The organism is Aphanizomenon sp. UHCC 0183, from assembly GCF_009712065.1.
In the GTDB taxonomy this organism is placed as follows: Bacteria; Cyanobacteriota; Cyanobacteriia; order Cyanobacteriales; family Nostocaceae; genus Dolichospermum; species Dolichospermum heterosporum.
Genome location: NZ_VILC01000037.1, coordinates 62,604 through 82,577, shown reverse-complemented (window position 1 = coordinate 82,577; position 19,974 = coordinate 62,604). Strand labels below are relative to the sequence as shown.

At 35.2% G+C, this 19,974-nt stretch carries 12 protein-coding genes; 3 read left to right on the top strand and 9 right to left on the bottom strand.

The features are described 5' to 3' along the window. The 3 genes from FJR37_RS14455 to pbpC form a co-directional block, all read right to left on the bottom strand. Positions 1-264 (bottom strand): GxxExxY protein (locus FJR37_RS14455; RefSeq protein WP_168466331.1); only part of this gene is annotated, 264 nt, incomplete at its 3' end. 163 nt (positions 265-427) lie between these two features. Then, positions 428-574 carry a hypothetical protein gene (locus FJR37_RS14450; protein ID WP_168466330.1) on the bottom strand — a complete coding sequence of 49 codons (147 nt, stop codon included), beginning with the start codon at positions 572-574 and terminating at the stop codon, positions 428-430. Between the two features lie 114 nt (positions 575-688). After that, on the bottom strand, positions 689-3,043 hold the full coding sequence (pbpC, locus tag FJR37_RS14445) for a penicillin-binding protein 1C (protein ID WP_168466329.1): 2,355 nt from the start codon (positions 3,041-3,043) through the stop codon (positions 689-691). A gap of 186 nt (positions 3,044-3,229) precedes the next feature. Here pbpC and FJR37_RS14440 point away from each other — a divergent pair, with 186 nt between their 5' ends. Continuing rightward, a complete protein-coding gene (locus tag FJR37_RS14440) occupies positions 3,230-8,938 on the top strand; it encodes an alpha-2-macroglobulin (protein WP_168466328.1) in 5,709 nt (1,902 codons plus the stop codon). A 352-nt stretch (positions 8,939-9,290) separates the two neighbouring features. On the opposite strand, the gene FJR37_RS14435 is transcribed toward FJR37_RS14440, so the two are convergent. The 3 genes from FJR37_RS14435 to FJR37_RS14425 all read right to left on the bottom strand — a co-directional run bounded on the left by FJR37_RS14435 (position 9,291) and on the right by FJR37_RS14425 (position 14,344). Next, on the bottom strand, positions 9,291-10,334 hold the full coding sequence (locus tag FJR37_RS14435) for a ComEC/Rec2 family competence protein (RefSeq protein WP_168466327.1): 1,044 nt from the start codon (positions 10,332-10,334) through the stop codon (positions 9,291-9,293). Between the two features lie 11 nt (positions 10,335-10,345). Beyond that, positions 10,346-13,120, bottom strand: a complete 2,775-nt coding sequence (locus FJR37_RS14430) for an N-6 DNA methylase (protein ID WP_168466326.1) — start codon at positions 13,118-13,120, stop codon at positions 10,346-10,348. Positions 13,121-13,456: 336 nt separating this feature from the next. Next, positions 13,457-14,344, bottom strand: a complete 888-nt coding sequence (locus tag FJR37_RS14425) for a hypothetical protein (RefSeq protein ID WP_168466325.1) — start codon at positions 14,342-14,344, stop codon at positions 13,457-13,459. 346 nt (positions 14,345-14,690) lie between these two features. Between FJR37_RS14425 and recJ the strand changes: the two genes are divergently transcribed. Then, positions 14,691-16,736 carry a single-stranded-DNA-specific exonuclease RecJ gene (gene recJ, locus FJR37_RS14420; RefSeq protein ID WP_168466324.1) on the top strand — a complete coding sequence of 682 codons (2,046 nt, stop codon included), beginning with the start codon at positions 14,691-14,693 and terminating at the stop codon, positions 16,734-16,736. A 90-nt stretch (positions 16,737-16,826) separates the two neighbouring features. Here recJ and psb30 read toward each other — a convergent pair whose 3' ends face one another. Next, the gene (gene psb30, locus FJR37_RS14415; protein WP_096669873.1) at positions 16,827-16,946 is read right to left on the bottom strand and encodes a photosystem II reaction center protein Ycf12/Psb30; all 120 of its coding nucleotides are present in this window, start codon (positions 16,944-16,946) and stop codon (positions 16,827-16,829) included. A 306-nt stretch (positions 16,947-17,252) separates the two neighbouring features. Here psb30 and FJR37_RS14410 point away from each other — a divergent pair, with 306 nt between their 5' ends. Continuing rightward, on the top strand, positions 17,253-17,603 hold the full coding sequence (locus FJR37_RS14410; protein ID WP_168466323.1) for a YkgJ family cysteine cluster protein: 351 nt from the start codon (positions 17,253-17,255) through the stop codon (positions 17,601-17,603). 89 nt (positions 17,604-17,692) lie between these two features. Here the strand turns inward: FJR37_RS14410 and FJR37_RS14405 are convergent, their stop codons facing one another. Together FJR37_RS14405 and FJR37_RS14400 are read right to left on the bottom strand one after the other, a co-directional pair. Continuing rightward, on the bottom strand, positions 17,693-18,316 hold the full coding sequence (locus tag FJR37_RS14405) for a hypothetical protein (protein ID WP_168466322.1): 624 nt from the start codon (positions 18,314-18,316) through the stop codon (positions 17,693-17,695). Between the two features lie 104 nt (positions 18,317-18,420). Further along, positions 18,421-19,566: an AAA family ATPase gene (locus tag FJR37_RS14400; protein WP_168466321.1), complete on the bottom strand. Its 1,146-nt coding sequence runs from the start codon at positions 19,564-19,566 to the stop codon at positions 18,421-18,423. Between the last annotated feature and the right edge of the window lie 408 nt (positions 19,567-19,974).

Below are 19,974 nucleotides of genomic sequence, written 5' to 3'. Positions count from 1 at the left end.
TAATTTAGTTACTGCTTTTATTTCAACTGAAATAACACCTTCGACCAAAAAATCTACTCGTCGTGTTCCTATTTGTTCTTTTTTGTAAAAAATTGGCATTTCAAATTCTCTTGCAAAAGAAATACCCGCCAATTGCATTTCAATTACCAATGCTCTTTGATAAATTACTTCTTGAAAACCATTACCCAATGTTTTATGCACAGTCATAGAACATCCAATGATTTTGGATGTCAGTTCTGAGTATTTATACTTTTCATTGATCATCTTTTCTTGACCCTAACTTACCCTACCTTACTTGATTATTGTCTAAACTATAATTATTTTGATTACTTTGATTCAATGATTACCATATTAAATCATCATTATCACCAAAATCACTACAAATCATAGTTTAGACAGATGCAGGGAAAGAAAAGCAGTTCATAAATTAACTCGCGTGTTCCCAGTCGCTGAGTGATTCAGACTGTTTATTTTTAGCTTGGGTTTTACGGACTGGTACTTTAGGAGTCCCAATATCAACAGGAGAAAAAGACTGTTTCTTTTTAGTAGACTTGCGTTCTTGTGTATTTTTCATGACTATTTTCACTTTCTGAAAACTTTTAACCACATTTACATAATCAACTTTAATTGATCAAATCCCGGATAAAAGATTGAGGTGATTATGTAAAATTCATCAATCCATAACATCCTATAATTTAGTAGGATCTGCTACAGAAAAACCTTGTTTTCTCGGTTGGATATTTCCTAACTTTACTTGAAAGTTTATTTGGTCACGCATCTTACCAGTTCTGGCTTCTAGCTTCCAATTACCGGGGCGTAAATGCCAAAATATCGCATTGGTTGATTGTGTAGATAAGTGTTGATCATTTAGCCACCAGTCTATAGACTGATTTAATGTTCCACTAGCTTTAAATTCTAGTTTTTGCTGTCCCTCTCCAGATGGATACAGCAGAAATAAATCCCCATTACGAGGAGAGATAATTCGGAAATTATCAGGATTAAAATGCAATTGTGGCTGTTTTGCTAACCATTGATCATACACAGGTGATAAATGAAAATCCGTAGATTTTTGATATGCAATTTTATCTTTTACAGAGAAATATTCTTGAACTACGGAAGTACAGCTAGGTGTAGGTTTTAGCCCTGTGATGGCACAAATTGGTAATTTTACCATGCCCTCTGGAGATGGAAAATTAGCGGGTGTTTGATGTTCATGCAGATGTAACATGATTCTGTTCCACAAAGGTGCAGCCCCTGTGACACCGGAAACCTGACGCATGGGTTCACCGTTGAAATTACCCACCCAGGTAGCCACAGTATAATCACTACTAAAGCCAACTGTCCAGGTATCACGATAATTTGAAGATGTACCAGTTTTGACAGCGACGGGAAAGGGCAAATTTAACACTGAGTCTACACCAAAAGCTGTGGATCGGGCATAGCGATCGCTTAACATATCAATAATTAATTGCCAATAATTGGAAACTAAAAATTGAGAATTTGAATTTGGGGAACTGTTTAATGTAGTTACTAATGGTGTTATTTTCCCCATATTAGCCATAGTTAAATAAGCCCTAGCTAGTTCCCACAAGTTCACCTCACCGCTACCCAAAGTTAAACCCAAACCGTAATATTCAGCATCTTGATTTAAATGTGCAAAACCCAACTCATGTAAGCGATTTAAAAAAGTTTCAACACCCACTTTTTCTAATACCTTTACCGCAGGTACATTTAAAGAATTTGCTAAAGCAACTCTCACTCTCACCGGACCGAGAAAGCTGTTAGTATAGTCTGTGGGACTATATAATTTCGCTCCTGGAATTGCATAATGGGCAGGTACATCTGGCAAAATCGTATGAGGATTAATTACTCCTTTTTCTAAAGCTAATTCATACACAAATGGCTTTAATGTAGAACCAGGTTGACGTAAAGCTTGTACTCCATCATTTCGTCCTAATTTCACATCATTAAAATAATCAGGCGAACCAACATAACTTAAAACCTCTCCAGAGGAGTTGTCAATTATCACTACTGCTGCATCATGGACATTATTAGCCTTTAAAGAGGAAATTACTTGTTGTACTTGTGCTTCCACAAATTGCTGTAAAGGGCGATTTATTGTCGTGCGAATAGGTGATGATTCCTGATTAGGTGTATTGTTTTGTTTGGCTAACCAAAATAGAAAATGTGGTGCAGCAATAATTCCCTGTTGACGGGGTTGAAATATTATTTTTTCTTTATATATAAGTTGCGCGTCTGCATCAGAAATATATTTTTCCTGTACCATTCTATTTAAAACATATTTCTGTCTTTGCTGTAATCTTTCTCGATGTTGATAAGGATTAAAATAAGTGGGATTATTAGGAATTGCCGCTAAAATAGAAGCTTGGGCTAAGTTTAAATCACTAGCAGGAATAGAAAAGTAAATTTGCGCCGCAGCTTCTACACCATAAATATTTCCCCCCATAGGTAAACGATTAATATAAGCAGCAAGAATTTCATCTTTCGTCATTCCCGCAGCTAATCGCCAAGATAACCAAACCTCTTTTAATTTTGCAGTCATTGTTCGCGGTGAATTATCCAACATTCTCGCCAATTGCATGGTAATTGTGGAAGCACCAGAAACAATTTTTTTATTCTCAATTGCTATTTTTATCGCTCGAAAAATTGCTTTTAAATCTAATGCCCCATGTTGATAAAAATGAGCATCTTCGGCGGCTAATATTGCTTTGATGAATTGTGGTGAAACTTGATTTAATTTGACAACTGAGGTATTTTCTTGATCACTGGTTAATATAGTTCCTAATGGTAAATTGTTACGATCTGTAAACTCTATTGCTAATTGATTCTGGGCAATATCTAGACTACGAATAGGGGCAAAATAAGGACATAATCGGATTAATAAATAGATTAAAATGCAAGGGACAATAATTTTATTCAGTTTGTAGTTTCGCTTTATCTGCAATTTATATGATTTTATCTCACGCAGAGACGCTAAGACGCAGAGAGTAAGAGTTTTGAGGAAATGAGTTAGTAAATTCATAATAATGTTAAGAATTGTATGCTTTTTGGGAAATAGTTACGTTACATTAGTTATCTATATATCATTCCTGTTTTTTAATCGAACCACGGAGGCACAGAGAACACAGAGGAGGAGAGTTGTTTACATTTTATTTAGGATTGGTTTATTCACTGTAGCTAATTGCTGTTGATATTTTTTGCATTTAATATGATGATTGGAAAAATCTTTAAGTTCCTGTTTATTGTCACTCTCGTGTTTGGAATGACTGGTTGTAATTTTATGACTATTCAACCAGGTAAGGAAAAGTTACCACCTGTTGAGTCATTAATTACGCCAAAGTTACCAGATTGGATAGAACAAATCAGTCCTTTAGGAGATGCAAAACCTACCAGTCAAATTCGGATTCGCTTTCAGGAAGCTTTAATTCCTGTTGAAAGTCTTGATAGTCCCCAACAGCAAAGTTTATTAACTAAATTTGCGATTTGGCCTCCTTTACCGGGACAATTTCGCTTTTTAACTCCGCGTATGGTGGGTTTTCAAGCTGATAAAGCTATACCGAAAGCAACGCGAGTTAAGGTTACTCTTAAAGCGGGTTTAGCAGATTTAAAAAATCATCGGTTAAGTCAAGATTTGGCTTGGACTTTTAATACTGAATCTATTCAAATTACTAATTTACCAGGAGTTAACCCGATTGAAAAAGCCGTAGTTGAACCAATGGGTTTACAACCAAAGTTGCAATTTACCTCTAATTTAGAATTAGATTTAGATTCTGTCCAAAAGCATTTACAGTTAATTCCTGAAGGTAAAACCCAAGGTGTGGGTTTTAAGGTGGAATTAGCGAAGGAAGAAACACCAGAAAGTTTAGATCCTTTTGAAAAATTTGACCCTTCAGTCAGAAATTGGGTTTATAATCTTATTCCTGGGCAAAATTTAGAGAAAGCTACTTCTTACCGGTTGACTTTTTCTCTTGGTATTCTTCCTGCTAATGGTAATTTACCCAGTCAGAAAGAATTTGTCAGTAAATTAGCAACTTATTCACCTTTAGGATTTGTGGGAATTAAACCCTATGGAGAACCAGATTCTGGGGGAACTTATGGGAGATTTACTAAAGGTAGTCCTCAGTTAGAATTTAATAACATTTTATTGGCAGATTCCGTTAAGGACAATATTAAAATTAAGCCCGTACCTAAAAATATTGATACTGTATTGCAAGTTTCTGAAGAAGATAGAATTGTCAGCATTAATCCCTATGCTTTAGAACCATCTACTACTTATACAATTAATATTGAGAAAAATCTTAAAGATAAATTTGGGCAAACTTTAGGTAAACCAGTCACAATTAAATATGATACTGGTGATGTGGCTGGAAATATTTCTGTACCATCAGATTTAAATATTTTCCCCACAGATAAAGATTTGCAAATTAATATTGATACCATTAATTTACCAGAGTCAAAATATCAAGCTGCTTATCGCATTGTTAAGCCTACAGATTTGGTTTATACAAATACTGCTAATGATTTATTACCCGAACCTTCTAAATGGCAAGATTTCAAAATTAGGGGTAAACAAAATCAGTCATTAACTATCAATGTTCCTCTGAAAGAAAAATTAGGTAATCGTCAGGGAATGTTAGCTTATGGAGTGCAAGCACGAACTCATAAATATCAAGAAGACGGTAAGCAATTGTGGAAAGAACCGACAACTTATGGCATGGTACAATTAACTAATTTAGGTGTCTTTTCTCAATGGTTTCCAGAATCGGGTTTAATTCGGGTTCATCATCTTAGTGATGGTTCACCAGTTAAAGCGGTAAATATTGAAGTTTATCAATCAAAATTAGCAGAAAAATCCCGTCCTCAACCTGTACCCTGTGCAACTGGAAAAACTGATGAAAAGGGAATTTTGATCATTGAGAATAATCAATTAATACAATGTTATCCCAAATTAAAATCTAGCGGACTACAATTATTAGTAATCGCCAGTGAAAATCAAGATTGGGCATTTGCGAGAACGGAAGAATATAGTGGTGCTTATGGTTATGGAATTGATGCTGGTTGGGAAGCTGATAAACCAGAATCACGAGGAATTATCTTTTCTGATAGACAATTATATCAACCCGGAGAAAAAGCTGCTTTTACTGCTTTTGCAGATTATTTAGAAAAAGGTAAAATTCAAGAAGATAAAAATTCCGTTTATCAATTAACTTTAGTTAGTCCTAATGGACAAAATACAGATTTAGGAACAAAAACAACTAACCAATTTAGTACATTTTCTTTAGAGTTACCAATTCCTCAAAATCAGCCTTTAGGCTTTTATACTATTAAAGCTAAAGGTAACAAGGGACAAGAAATTTCGGGAGAGTTTCGAGTAGCAGAATTTAAACCCCCAAATTTTAAAGTTGATTTAAAACTCAATCAAGAATTTGCAGTAATTGATGACAAAATTGATGTGCAGGTAGGAAGTAATTATTTATTTGGTTCACCAGTTGAAGGGGGAGAAGCTAAATATTTTGTCACTCGTCAACAGACTAATTTTATCCCTAAAGGTTGGGAAGAATTTAGTTTTGGGAGACAATGGTTTTGGCCAGAAGAAAGTCCCAATGTGACGAATGATGTTTTGCAAACTAACACTAAATTAGATGCTAATGGGAAAAGTAGTCAAACTGTAACTGTAGCTAAAGATTTACCATACCCCATGACTTATCGGGTAGATGTGCAAATTAGTGATATTTCTAATTTATCTGTTGCTAATTCCCAAAGTTTTACCGCTTTACCCAGTAACCGAATAATTGGTTTAAAAACGAATTTTGTCGCTGACGCTGGCAAAGATTGTCCTATAGAATTCATTGTCACTGACGCAACTGGAAAAGCTTTAGAAAATCAACGGGTACATCTGGAATTACAACAGATGAAATATAGCAGCGTCACCAAAATTGTTGAAGGTAGCAAAACTCCACAAAATCAATTTGAATATCAGACAGTTGGGAAAACAGATATTACATCTAGAAATACCCCCCAAACAGTCAATTTAAAACCTACTGTATCAGGTTCATATCGGATTCGCGCTAATTTTAGTAATAGTAGAGATGAACTTACAGCCACAGATTTACAAATTTGGGTGACAGGAGAAAATCAAGTATTTTGGGGTGGAGAAGAAAAAGATAAATTGGAGGTTAAATTAAATAAAAAAGAGTTTAAACCTGGAGACATAGCTACAGCTTTAATTCAATCTCCCTACCCAGAAGGAGAATTATATTTTGCGGTGATTAAAGATAAACCTCTCTATCAACAAGTAGTTAAAATTAAAGGAGGTGCGCCCCAAATTCAGTTTACAATTACGCCAGAAATGTTACCTAATGCAGCAGTAGAAGCGGTATTAGTCAGACAAGGTAAACCACTTAATCAAGTAGAACCGGGAAGTTTAGAAAATTTAGCCAAAATTGGTTTTGCAGCTTTTAAAGTTAACCTAGCAGATAAATATTTAAAGGTACAAGTTAACCCAGTTGAAAAATCTTTAGAACCTGGAAAAGAAGCAAATGTAGAACTGGAATTAAAAGATCATCAAGGAAACGCTACCAAAGGACAATTTACTGTCATGGTGGTGAATGAAGCGGTATTACAATTAACTGGTTATCGTCCGCCAAATTTGGTAGATACTGTTTATGGAGAACAACCAATTTCTACCCGATTTAGTGATAATCGTCGTGATGTTAAATTAGCACCGTTAGCTACAGGTTTACCCAAAGGTTGGGGTTATGGTGGAGGTTTCTCCAATGGTTTAGCAAATACTCGGATTCGTGAAGATTTTCAAGCTTTAGCTTATTACAATGGTTCGGTAATTAGTGATGAAAATGGTAAAGCAAAAATCACCTTTAAATTACCCGATAATCTAACAACTTGGCGGATAATGGTTGTGGCTACAGATGGAAATCTGCGGTTTGGGAATGGTGACGCAACATTTATCACCACAAAACCATTAATAACTAATGCTATTTTGCCACAATTTGCCCGGAGTGGCGATCGCATTTTGGCAGGTTTATCCGTCACCAACACCACCACAAACACTGGAAATCTGACTATTAACGGTGAACTTAGCGGTTCTCTTAACTTCGCCGAAAATAACCCCAAAACCACCTCATTACAACCAAAAGCCGAATCAGCAACCCAAGCTTATCGTTTCCCAATGGTAGCGGGTAATTTGGGCGAAGGTAAAGTCACATTTACCACTCAATTAAATAATATTGCTGATGGTTTTACTGTCCCCTTGAAAATTAAACCTTTAGAAATTACCGAACAAGTTGTGGAAACTGGTGTAAGTGAAAGACAGGTAAAAATTCCCTTGAATATTGCTAAAAATACCTTTCGTGAAGCCGGAGGTTTAGATATTCAATTAGCCAGTACCTTAATTCCCGCAATTAAAGCCCCTGCAAAACAAGTTTTAGAAAATAATGATTTACCATTTGCAGAACCAGCCGCAAGTCAATTATTAATTGCTGCAAATCTGCAAACTCTCACCCAAAAATATAATCAGACATTTACAGAATTTAATCCTCAAGAACAAGCCAAAATAGCAATAGCACAATTACAAACACTGCAAATAGCAGACGGTGGTTTTGCAACATTTCCAGGACAAGAAAAATCAGATCCTTGGGTTTCTGCTTATGCTGGAGAATCTTTAGTTATAGCTAATCAAAACTTTTCTGATTTAGTGGATAGTAAAATCATTTCTAGGTTGAAAACTTATTTACAAAATGTTCTCGCTAACCCTGGACAATATGACTTTTGTAAACAGAAACTTTGTAAATCTCAACTGCAACTAAATTCTTTAATTGCCTTAGCACAATTAGGAGATAAACGCAATAGTTTCTTGTCAGATATTTATCAACAACGTGATGATTTTGATCTAGTTACTCAAATCAAATTAGCCAGATATTTATATCAATTTCCTGAATGGCAAAATCAAGCCCAAATCATGCGGGTAGAGTTCCAAAAGAATATCTATGAAACTGGACGTACCGCAGTTGTGAATTTACCCAAAACTTGGAGTTGGATGAGTTCAAACACTGTCACCCAAGCCCAAGCTTTACGGTTATTTATTGACCAAAAAACCAACCCAGAAATTATTGATAAATTACTGCAAAGTCTGCTAAATTTACGCAGAGAAGGAACATGGGAATCTAGTTATAATAACGCCCAGGCATTCACAGCTTTAGTTGCATATAGCCAACTTCAACCCACACCACCTAATTTTATGACTACGGTAAAATTAGGAAATCAGAAATTAGGAGAAACCCGTTTTAATGGCTATCAAAATCCTAACTTACAAATAAATATTCCTATGAATCAATTACATCAAGGTAAAAGTGATTTATGGTTACAAAAATCTGGACAAGGCAGATTGCATTATTTAGTCGCTTACAAATATCGTTTACAAGGAAATCAACCAGGGAGATTTAACGGTTTACGAGTAACGCGAGAAATTAGTAAAGTTAATGAAGAGAAAACTATTCAAAAAACCGGAATGTATGCTTTTGATAAACCATTAACCTTACAACCTGGACAAGTATTTGATATTGGTTTAGAAGTAATTACAGATCATCCTGTAGATCATGTAGTCATAAAAGACCCATTACCCGCAGGATTTGAAGCTGTAGATGATAGTTTTCAAACTGCGACACCAGCATTACAGGCAAAAGCCGATAATTGGCAATTAGGATATAAAACAATCCATAAGGATCGGATTATTTCCTATGCAGATCATCTAGAACCAGGAGTTTACAGTTTACATTATTTAGTTCGTTCCGTTACCCCAGGAACATTTATTTGGCCAGGTGCGGAAGTTCATCTTCAATATGCACCAGAAGAATTCGGACACAGTGCAGATTCTACTTTGGTGTTGGGGGAAAGGAAGTGATAATTTTATTCAAAATTCTTATAACCCACTTTCCGCACTTCATTTTGTAATACGCGAATATTTCCATAATTTAATTTTTTATCGTTCAATAAAACACATATTTTATCCATCATTTTAGGTATTAATATTGAACAATTTAACCCTTATTAGGAATAATTCTTGAAAAGGTGGATACTACATTGTGAAGTGCGGAATATGAGTTATAACTATTTAGATAATGTACCAACATCAACAATACCTTGTCCAAATCGAAAAAAGTCTTGATTTGTAGGTTGGGTTGAGGTACGTTCACGAAGTGTGGCGAAGCCATAACCCAACAAATGCGTCGGGTTGCGCTGTCGCTTAACCCGACCTACAAAAAATGGACAAGGTATTGATCAATAAAACCTTTACACGCTGGGTATTTCAATGTAGAAATTACATTTTCATGGTCTGTCTCAGTTTTTAATTGCCATTTTCCAGAAGTTTCTGCAAAAATGGTAATTTCTCCTGCACATAATTGTTGTTTTGCTAAACCTGATTTACTCATCTTTGAAAGATCGCTTGCTGATTTAATACAGGTTCGAGTAACTTCTGTACAGGCAAACTTTTTTAATCGCTTAGAATCATCATTTTGTAGGTTTATCAATAAGTTAAACAATTCTGGGATAACATGACCATATCTATTAGTGCTACCTACAGATAAAACTGCTATTTCTGCATTAATTGTTTCGAGCAATTTCTGAAGGTCATCACTATTTTTAGGCCATGCTCCATGATGAGGAATTTTAACAAGATTAGCAATAAATTCATTTGGGTTTGCAATTGATAAATCTGCACACTCTTTTAAACCTGCACCTTCAATATCTGCTAAAAATAATGCTGTAAAATCACCATAATTAACACACAAGACAACCGATATTTCATTATCCTTACTACCAGTGTTAGCTAAATGATCCTGAGCATATAAAAGCCCTGGATGTAAAGCATGAATTTCTAAAGAATCTTGAGAATATGGATTTGATCCGCGAGTAACTTCTATAAAAGTTATAATGCTCTTTTTTTCCCAACGTGCTAGTTGATCTAAAGCATCTTCCAGACGTTTGTTAGCGGCTCTGTTAGCAGCAACTTTTTTCTTCGCTTGTTGATATACCTGATAAGGTAGACAAATACTTCCTACTTTTCCACTTTTTAACCAGTTGTCTAAAAAAGTAACTAAATCTTCAAGTGATGGAAAATGATCACGATGTTCATGAGTAATATATATTCTGCTGATATTAGTTTCTTTTCTATTTTGAAACCATTTACGAAGTAAAGGTATTTTATGCAGGTCAATTACAACGGCTGAACCACCATCAGGATAGATAATTATGCTATCAGCATTGCCAACTGGTAAAAAAACAAATTCACAGGTCATAAAATTTACTTTTACTCCTCTATCCCTAATTCTTCTTTTAGCTCATCGTCAGTTAGATAGGGACGAGGAGTATGGCGAAATTGTCTGATAGCCCAAGGACGTTGGGCAAGTTCTTCAAATGTTTCGACATCCTGACTTAGTTCAGCTTTAAAAACTGTACCATCCAGCGCCCAACCAGGCATTTCTGGTAAAACTGGCAACCAGTTTTCTCTATTGTCATCTAATAAACCACTCAAATACAAGTGAATTTGACTATTATCTTGAGAAACTTCTAAAACTTGACCACGCACTGTAAATGTAGGTTTTGTTTGTTCTGATTTCCATAATTCTAATTCTGGTGGTTCTCCAGTTCGTTTAATTTCTATCCAATGAGGATTTCCATAGGATTCTTCTACGATTTCATTTAATTTTATGCGTAATTCGTCTGGTTTAGGAATTTCCAGATGTTGTTGATCCCGTTCAATTATTTGACGAGTAATTTCAATTATTCTATAGTCAATCGAAAAAGGTAGGGGTAGTTGATACAATAAATCTCTAGTAATACCTCTTGAACTTCTACCTTCTAAAGAAAGTTCTCCTGCTATTTTTGATGCCAGAATACCCAAAAGCCATAATTTTTGTTCTTCATAGCTTAATGCTTCCCATTCTTCCCATTCTTCCCATTCTTGACAAAGATCGTATTTTTTATCATGTTTACCTGCTTCTTTAATGGGAAATATACAAAATATATGATTATTGGGACACAGACCTATAGTATCAAGATGGGCTGCTAGAGGATTTGAAGTTCCGCGATTAACATCGCTACCCACTAAAACTTTAGGTAAGTCTAATAAAGGCTCATTTTCAATGCGAGATCCATTAAGATATTGTCTACCATATCTTAGGTAACGCTGATCTTTATCCACGCTTTCTGGATCTGCCCAAAGCCGATTTTTATCATGCCAAGTTAAACGCCAGTAAAGCTTACATTTAATACCCTCTGGACATTTATTTAATGGTGGATAGATTTTACCAAGATTACCAGGTTTAACCCCATTAAAAACAAAGAAAAGACTTCCTAATGGTATGGTTGGAACATTTATAGTAATAGATGGTGCTGTAACTGATTTCCAACTTTCACTTTCATAATTTGAATCTAATTGTGAAATCCACGTTGAACCTAGAAAACCATTCTCACGAGTATCATTGATTTTAGCTCTAGTAAAAATTGCTCGTGCAATTGTTGGTATTTTTATTTTGGGTTTTCCTACACTTCCTAAAACAACACATATATCTTGATTAGCATTAATACCAACAGTACCTTCTGGACATTGCCAAACATCAAAAATTTGGCATTTTTCTGTAAATAATTTGCGTACATTTGGTATACCGTACATTGAACCTATCAAGAAAGACTGAGGCAGAATAAAAGCAAATTGAGAACCTTTATCTAACCAACTTAGTGCTATCTTTACAAATTCTGCTGCTCGTTCAATATTGCCATCTTTTTCAAAAGGAGGATTGGCAACAATAACACGCGGCTTCATATATAAATTATCTTTATTTAATAACTCATAATTTTCATGAGTAAAGTTATTAGGAAATGGAAATGGAATATCTTGACCTAGTGATTCTCTTGCTAGGGTATATCGTAATTGTGTTACTAAATCCGCATATTGATCTAAATCATTACCCACTACATGATTTGCAAGATAAGATTTTCTTGCTTCTAAGTTTTCAGGAATATCAATCATCCCTGCTAGACGTGATGTAGCAGCTAATAGCAAACTACCTGAACCAGCAGCCGGATCAAAAATTATTCGTTCTTCTGGACGTAATCTTTCTAAAGGTAATAATTCCAGCATTTTTTCAGCGATCGCTATTGGTGTATAGTGTCGCTGTAAATCAGTCCATTGTTCACCTTCAATATAACTGGGTAATTCTTTGATAGCTCGTTCATACAGCAATCCCACATCTCGATGATCTACCAGTGCAAAACTAACTCGACTACCTAAGTTAGCTGCTAAACGCTGTAATATTCTGTCGCTAAGATAAGGTATTGACTCTTCAAGTGCTTTCTTAAAAAAACCATTAGCATGAGGTACTGTAAGATTAAGTAAAAGACGAGGATCATCGGTAGGAATCCGTGAGTCAGTCCCAAAAAAGCCTTTGTCTTCTAAAATCCTTGCTGCTAAAAATGCGATCGCTACACGAATTCCATGACCTGCTATTTCGTTACGAGAAGATATTTTACTTTTTGAATTTCTCCTTTTAAAAATACCAATTTCTGTAAGCACCTCTTGAATTGCTGTTTGAAATGCTTGATCTAATTCGGCTCTTTGTCGCAGAAGAAAAGAAAAACTCCGTTCAGAAACAGGTTCTTCAATATCTGCTAATGTTAGCTGACCAGTACGAAATTCTGCCAGTGCTTTTGGTTTAAATAAGTGGCTATCTGGTCTAGTTAGTTCTAAGTATAGAGAGTCACGATCTACAATTCGTTCTTCTAATTTGCCCGATGGAGTGTAATATTGAAGTATATAAATTTCATCTGAGACTAACAACCCTGCGCGAACAGGCCAATAACGTAATCTCTGTTTCCATGCGTTTATTTCTGATTCATGAACAGATTGAACGATGAAGGACAAGTTATTAGAATTTGGACGAAGACCGTAATCTGTCCATAGAGCATCTACAGGTATAGGTTGCTCATTGCTGTTTGCTGACGGGATACGCACATGGCGGTGTGGTTCTATGCCCCACACCCGATGAGCAATTTCAATTACATTATCCAGTCCGCCTACAGCCATTTCAAAGTTATGTTGATTAAGTAAAGAATTATCTGGTTGTTATGTTGCTACCTTGTTTGCAAAGGAAAACAACCTTTCACTACTATAGTGGAATTGCTCAAAAAAAGCGATACCTTTTGTATTCGTGTAGCGTTTTCAGGAGAGGGAAGTTATCAGTCTAAGCTATTCAGTATTAAAGATGATAGTTGTAGTGATCAAGATTAGTAGTATAAATAATGAAAGAAGTCATAAAAAAAATAAGGGATTAGCCAAAATTTTCCTATATTTTGACTATCCCTTCAGTCTAGCTATTTTATTAGATTTTATTCTCGTTTCTTTACCTATTTCACAAAAACCTTATTGTACAATCTGATTCCGGCAATATTCTTGCGTCGGTGTCACAGAAACAACTTCCACTTCTACAGGTTTTTCTGGAGTGGGATTAATAATAAATTCACTTGGTCCTTGATGGGGTCTTTGAGGATTTCCCCAGTCATAAGTATAACCTAAACCAGACCAAGGATAATATTCTTTTTTGGCATTGGTGTAGGAATTGGTGTATATTGCCTTAACAACAGGACTACTATCAGGAACAGGTAAAGGTAAAAGATTACAACTAGAATCGTTAATTTCTCCATCAATACATGGTCTACTTAAATCTTCGGCTTTTACCCACATTTCTACAAAATGAGTCTTAGTGGAATATTTATTTAAGATTAATCCTAAATACTGCTGTAACCGCAATGAGAGTTCAACATTATCAGGAATATTGCTATCAATTGCTTGATATTTTTGACAAAATTCTTTTACTTGTGGTACTGCGGTAAACCAAGTTTGATAAGGTAGTAATTTCTTTGCACCTATTGGCCAATCTGTATTTGGGTTACTTGTGTATTTCCAAGTTGACATCAAATATTCTACTTTGCCATTATTTGATCTCGATTTTACTTGGGGATTATTTGGAGATAAAGCCCAAAGATTATTAACTACTTCATCTGCTAATGGTTGTTTGGCATCTTCAATACTATCTGCTAATGTTTTGGTGAGAACATTATAAGTTTCTGGTTGATATTGCAATAGATAGTCATAGACATTTTGGGTTACTTCTAATTGGGCTAATTCTGCTTTGAGGATTGGAGTATTGTTGTTAGTAATTCCTGCTGCGAATACTCTATTTTGCCACCCGAAAACTAAAAAGGCACAACAAAGTAAGCCTACAAATAATTTCTGCTGCCAATTTCTCATGATTAATCACTTGGTACTTGGAGTTTTGTATCAAAACAGATTCTACATGAAGATACTATCAGTTTTGTAGTAAGAATTGTTAATAAATAATTAAAAATACTGAATTATGTATTATAGATATAGGAATAATATTTGATTTATGAAAATATACGTAGGGTGCGTCAGATATTACAAATCTGTTTGTTGATAGAATTTATGCAGTCTGACGCACCCTACAATACCTAATTTTCTCAAGAATCCAATATGAGTTCTATATAGAACTAATATTTGATTTTAAAAAAGATACGTAGGTTGTGTTAGCGACAGTATAACGCGCCATGATCAATGAAAAAGACGGAAATTGGCAATGAACAATAACCAATCAATTAGACGCTTACCCAATCAACGTTGGCAAATTGCAGCAACAAATCCCGAAGCTAGTTTAACGTTAGCAAATTTAATGAATATTTCCCCCATTATCAGCCAATTGTTAATTAATCGGGGGATGAGAAACCCAGAAGATGCAAAAATATTTTTAGATCCTGAATCTCTGAATTTACCTTCTCCTTTGGAGGAATTTCCTGATTTAGCTGCAAGTGTGGAATTATTGGAAATAGCCATAAACAATCAAGATAAAATAGCTATCTGTGGCGACTATGATGCAGATGGTATGACCAGCACTGCTTTACTACTCCGCAGTTTACGCGCGTTAGGTGCTGATGTTGATTATGCTATCCCCAGTCGAATGCACGATGGTTATGGCATTAATAACCGGATTGTCCAAGAATTTCATGATGAAGGGGTGAAACTAATTCTCACTGTAGATAACGGAATTTCTGCCGTTGAACCAATTACCAAAGCCAGAGAATTGGGTTTAAAAGTCATTATCACAGATCATCATGATATTCCCCAAATATTACCTCCAGCCAATGCAATTCTTAACCCGAAACTAATCGCTGAATCCTCTCCTTATCGAGGTGTAGCTGGTGTGGGTGTGGCTTATATTTTAGCCGTTTGTTTAGCACAGCAATTAGGAGAACTTAAAGGTTTAGTGCAGCCCCTTTTAGCCCTATTTACATTAGGAACTATTGCCGATTTAGCCCCTTTAACTGGTGTGAATCGTCGCTGGGTGAAAAGAGGTTTAAATATATTACCAAAATCTACTTTACCAGGGATACAAGCATTAATTCAAATTGCCGGAGTTCAAGCTAGTGAAGCAGAAAAAAATCAAAATTCCAAATCTTTAAAACCCGAAGATATTGGTTTTCGATTGGGACCAAGAATTAATGCTATCGGCAGAATTGGTGATCCCCAAATTGTCATTGATTTACTCACAACCGATGATTTTAGTATTGCACTAGCCAAAGCTATCCAGTGTGAACAAACTAATGTTCAACGTCAACAAATGTGTGAAGAAATTGAAAAAGAAGCCATTTCTATTGTTGAAGATTTATATATAAACTCTTTACAAAAAGACCGCGTATTAGTTGTTATCAAAGATAATTGGCATCATGGTGTAATTGGGATTGTCGCTTCCCGCTTACTAGAACGTTATGGTGTTCCCGTCTTTATTGGAACTTACGAAAATGAAGGCATAATTCGGGGTTCAGCCCGGGGAATTCCTGAATTTCATGTATTTGCAGCTTTAGATGCTTGTCGGGATTTATTAGGTAAATTTGGAGGACACAAAGCTGCGGGGGGATTTTCTTTACCAGCAGAGAATTTACCAGAATTTCGATTGCGGTTATCTGCATTTGCAAATCAGTGTTTAGAACCTCAACACCTGAAACCGCTGTTGAAAATTGATACTCAAGTTAATATTCACGAAATTAATCAGGATCTTTTCCAACAGTTAAATATTCTTCATCCCTGTGGTATTGATAACTCAGATCCAATTTTTTGGACTGCGAATGTTCAAGTGATTGAACAGAAAGTAGTTGGTAAAGGTCACATTAAATTAACTGTATCCCAAACTATAGACAATCAGCGTCAAGAAATTAAAGGCATAGCATGGCGTTGGGGTGACTATTTTCCCTTACCATTAAGATTGGATATTGCTTACAAATTGAGGGAAAATAACTTTAATGGTAAAACTACCATTGAAATGGAGTTAATCGGTGCAAAACTCCCAAATCACGTTCTTGAACTTTTCACTAATTCATCAAATCAAACACGGGGTAGTTTTGAATATAAACAGCGTCAATATACCTGTGGAATCTATGAAAATGGTATGAGTAGGGAATTAAGAGTTAAGAATTCTGAAGGTAAAGTTTTAGTTATGCAACCAGAAGATAAATTTGGTCTGTTAGGTTTCAACCGCGACAATGCAGAACGGATAGATTTGTCTCAACCCATCTATGAAGGAATTATTCAAACTGCAATTCAGGCTTTGTTTACCTCTGCGATGAATTGAAGATTAGAAACTTTTTTAAGCGGGGATTTAAACCCCGATTCTTGTAAATGGGTAATTGGTGATTAAATAAACCATTACCCATGACCCAATCTACAGGTTGCCGTTGCGAAATGCTAGAACGAAGATTACTATAGGACCGGAAACCACGATTAGTCCCACGCAAGTTAACTGCAAGACAACTTCCCAATTGATGTTAGCTAAAATCTCCATTTTTTCCTCCCAATGATTTTAATGGTTTAAAAAGATTTAATAATTCAATCGTAAAACCCGCAACTTATCATATCTGTTTAGGGGATCTAAAATTTAATTTAGTTCACAAAATTATAGAAAAAGTCATAAAAAAGTAGAATATAGCAGGAGGTAGGGGCGCAGGGTCTGCGCCCTTTGTCAGCAGTCAGGAGTAAAATCCTTTTGTTGTCAGAGTTTCATGATTGATATCCTAATCACCCTATACAGGGGTATAACAGGAAGATTAACTATACATGGGTATAACAGGAAGATTAAAAGGTTAAAAATATGGCTACTTGGCAATGTATATCTCAGTGTGGTGCTTGCTGTAACCTAACACCAGCAGATCGTCCAGACTTAGAAGAGTATCTTTCACCACCGGATTTAGAACTTTATCTCAGTATGGTCGGCGAGGGGGGATGGTGCGTAAATTATGATCATGGTGCGCGGGAATGTAAAATCTACTCCACCCGTCCCCGGTTTTGTCGTGTGGTAGCAGAGACATTTGAAGAGATGTATGGAATTGAAGCGGAAGATGTCAACGATTTTGCCATTGATTGCTGTCGTCAGCAAATTGAGGGGGTTTATGGCGATCGCAGTTTAGAACAAATCCGTTTTGATCAAGCCGTCGGGTTGTGATTTAATTCATATAATTATTCTCTCATTGTGTTTTTAAGCGCAGTAATCAATGGGAGATTCACATTGATGTATCTAAGTTTTGCTAATGCTTACAAAGTTTCTATGCGATCCCATATATCTAACAATAATTTCAAGCTAGATAAATGATTCATTGATTCACATCGCTTTTTTAACGCATCTAGATACTTTTTATCCTCTACAACCTTTGGATTTTTCTTACTATAAAACAAACCAAACTGTCCGAGATATTCTTGTAGATAGTGTTTATGAAATCGCGCTTTCGTGCTAAAAGTACGTCCAGTTGGACAGCAGGACATTTCTTCAGGATCATTGACTAAAACATCATAGTATGCTTGGAAATCTGATAAAATTTTGGAACTTCTAAGTAAAGGATATTCGTTAGGAATTTCTGCATTACCTAATGCCCAGGTTTCAAAACAGCAATGCTGAATTATTATGTGAATCTCTGTTTTTGAACTATCTATATTGTAGCCTGACTTTAGATCATCAAGTTTAGATTTAAGTTCATGAAAACGAGCAGTATAAGAATGGTCTTCAGAGTCAATACATATAAAAAAATGGTTGACATTGCCGAATCTTTCTATATCAATTAGACAGGCTTCCAGTCGAGAAACTTCTGAATTGTTATTCTGTCTACTAACCATACTCGGATAGCCATTACCTGCAATAATTCGACAAGTATTAATTGTCATCTCTTCAGGAGTAAGCACAAAAGTCAACCTGGGAAATAAATGTTTTAACCATGCCCTATATACCCTTGGCTCAGTCTCTCCACCCTCAACTAAAAATAAAAGATTCACTCAGAAATTTCCTCCCAGTTAAGTAAATTAATCAACTGAGTAAATTTATCCAAGCTAGAAGCTGTATCAAGTGCTGGAATGTCAGAAGCTTTTCTAACTTTGACTTTATTTCCAGATTTACTAACTATTTGCCAAGTTTTCCAAGGAATATTATTGATAATATATGGATGATGACTAGTAAGTATAAACTGTACATCTGGGGATTTATCAAGGATAAAATTTGTTAGTTCAGCCATACAGTTAATTCCTAAACTGTTCTCAAATTCATCAATTAAAATTACTGACTCTTCAGGAGCAGTAATTACTTCAATTAAAAAAATTAAAGTACGAAACATCCCTGATGAAATTCGCTCTTGAGGAATCCAGTCTTCTAAACCATTTTCTTGAATTTCAAAGGATAGCAAAAAATCAACATCTGAATTTCTCTCACTACTAACTCTGAAATTGTTAACTTTTGAAAAAATATCAATATAATACTCTTTAATTTCATGGAAAACATCTGGAAGAAATTTCTGTAAATAAAAAGCCTTTATAATTGCTGGAACATCCGCAAAAACATATTTAAAAAGACTTGGTGGGTTTATTGCTTCTTCATCTAAATATGTAGTGAGAATATCGGAATCAATCCTAAACATAACCCGTTGGGAAGTTTCAAAATTGAATATTAATTGCTTAAATGCTTGATCGACTGGAATAATTAAATCTTCTTCTGAAAAAAGAGTAATTGCACTTTGAGTTCTTTTCAATTTAGGCAAATCTTTGTTATTGAATTTTGAATCTGAAATAGTACGGATAAGTATCTCCAGTTCAGAATCATCATCATATCTAACTAGTTTTTCATAAACAATTTCAGTCTGTTTTGACTCATTTACATTTAGAGATATTTCTTCTTTTTTGGTTGAGGAACTTTTTAACTCCCACCTATAATTTTGTCCTAAATGAGAAAAATTGATACTCCATTCCAAATTATCTAAATTACGATTACTACCTAATGCAACATCACGAATCAATTCAAGTGCCTTTAAAATTCTTGTCTTTCCAACTCCAGAACCACCGACAAGTAAATTTAGATCCTCAAATTTAACTTCCTCAATGTGCCAATTTTCTTTATTGTTACTGAATTTAAAACTCTGTATTTTCATACTTCTTACTTTTCTTAACAAGCAATTATATAGAGAATCTAAAAGAACTTCTGAGATGAATATCTTCAATTCGCTCTATATCGGGTATTTTACCACTCAAAGTTATGATCAGAGATTTTGTTTTAGATTACTTTTTAATATCATTAATTAAGCGCGTATTCTCATCAATAGTCTTTATGCAAAAAATAAATACTGCTATTTGCTTGATATTGCCTCTTGACGAGTATACTCAAAACGGCTAGAAACTGGACTTGTTTATCATACAAAGAACAAGCTTCAAAGCCTCTCCAATTATAAAAGCTGCTCCTTTTCCCTCCCTTGTAGGGGAGGGAGAGGTTTGGAGAGGGGTTTCATATTTGGTTAAACTATGAACCGTTTGCAGTATATAAGCAGAGCGATCGCAGTTTA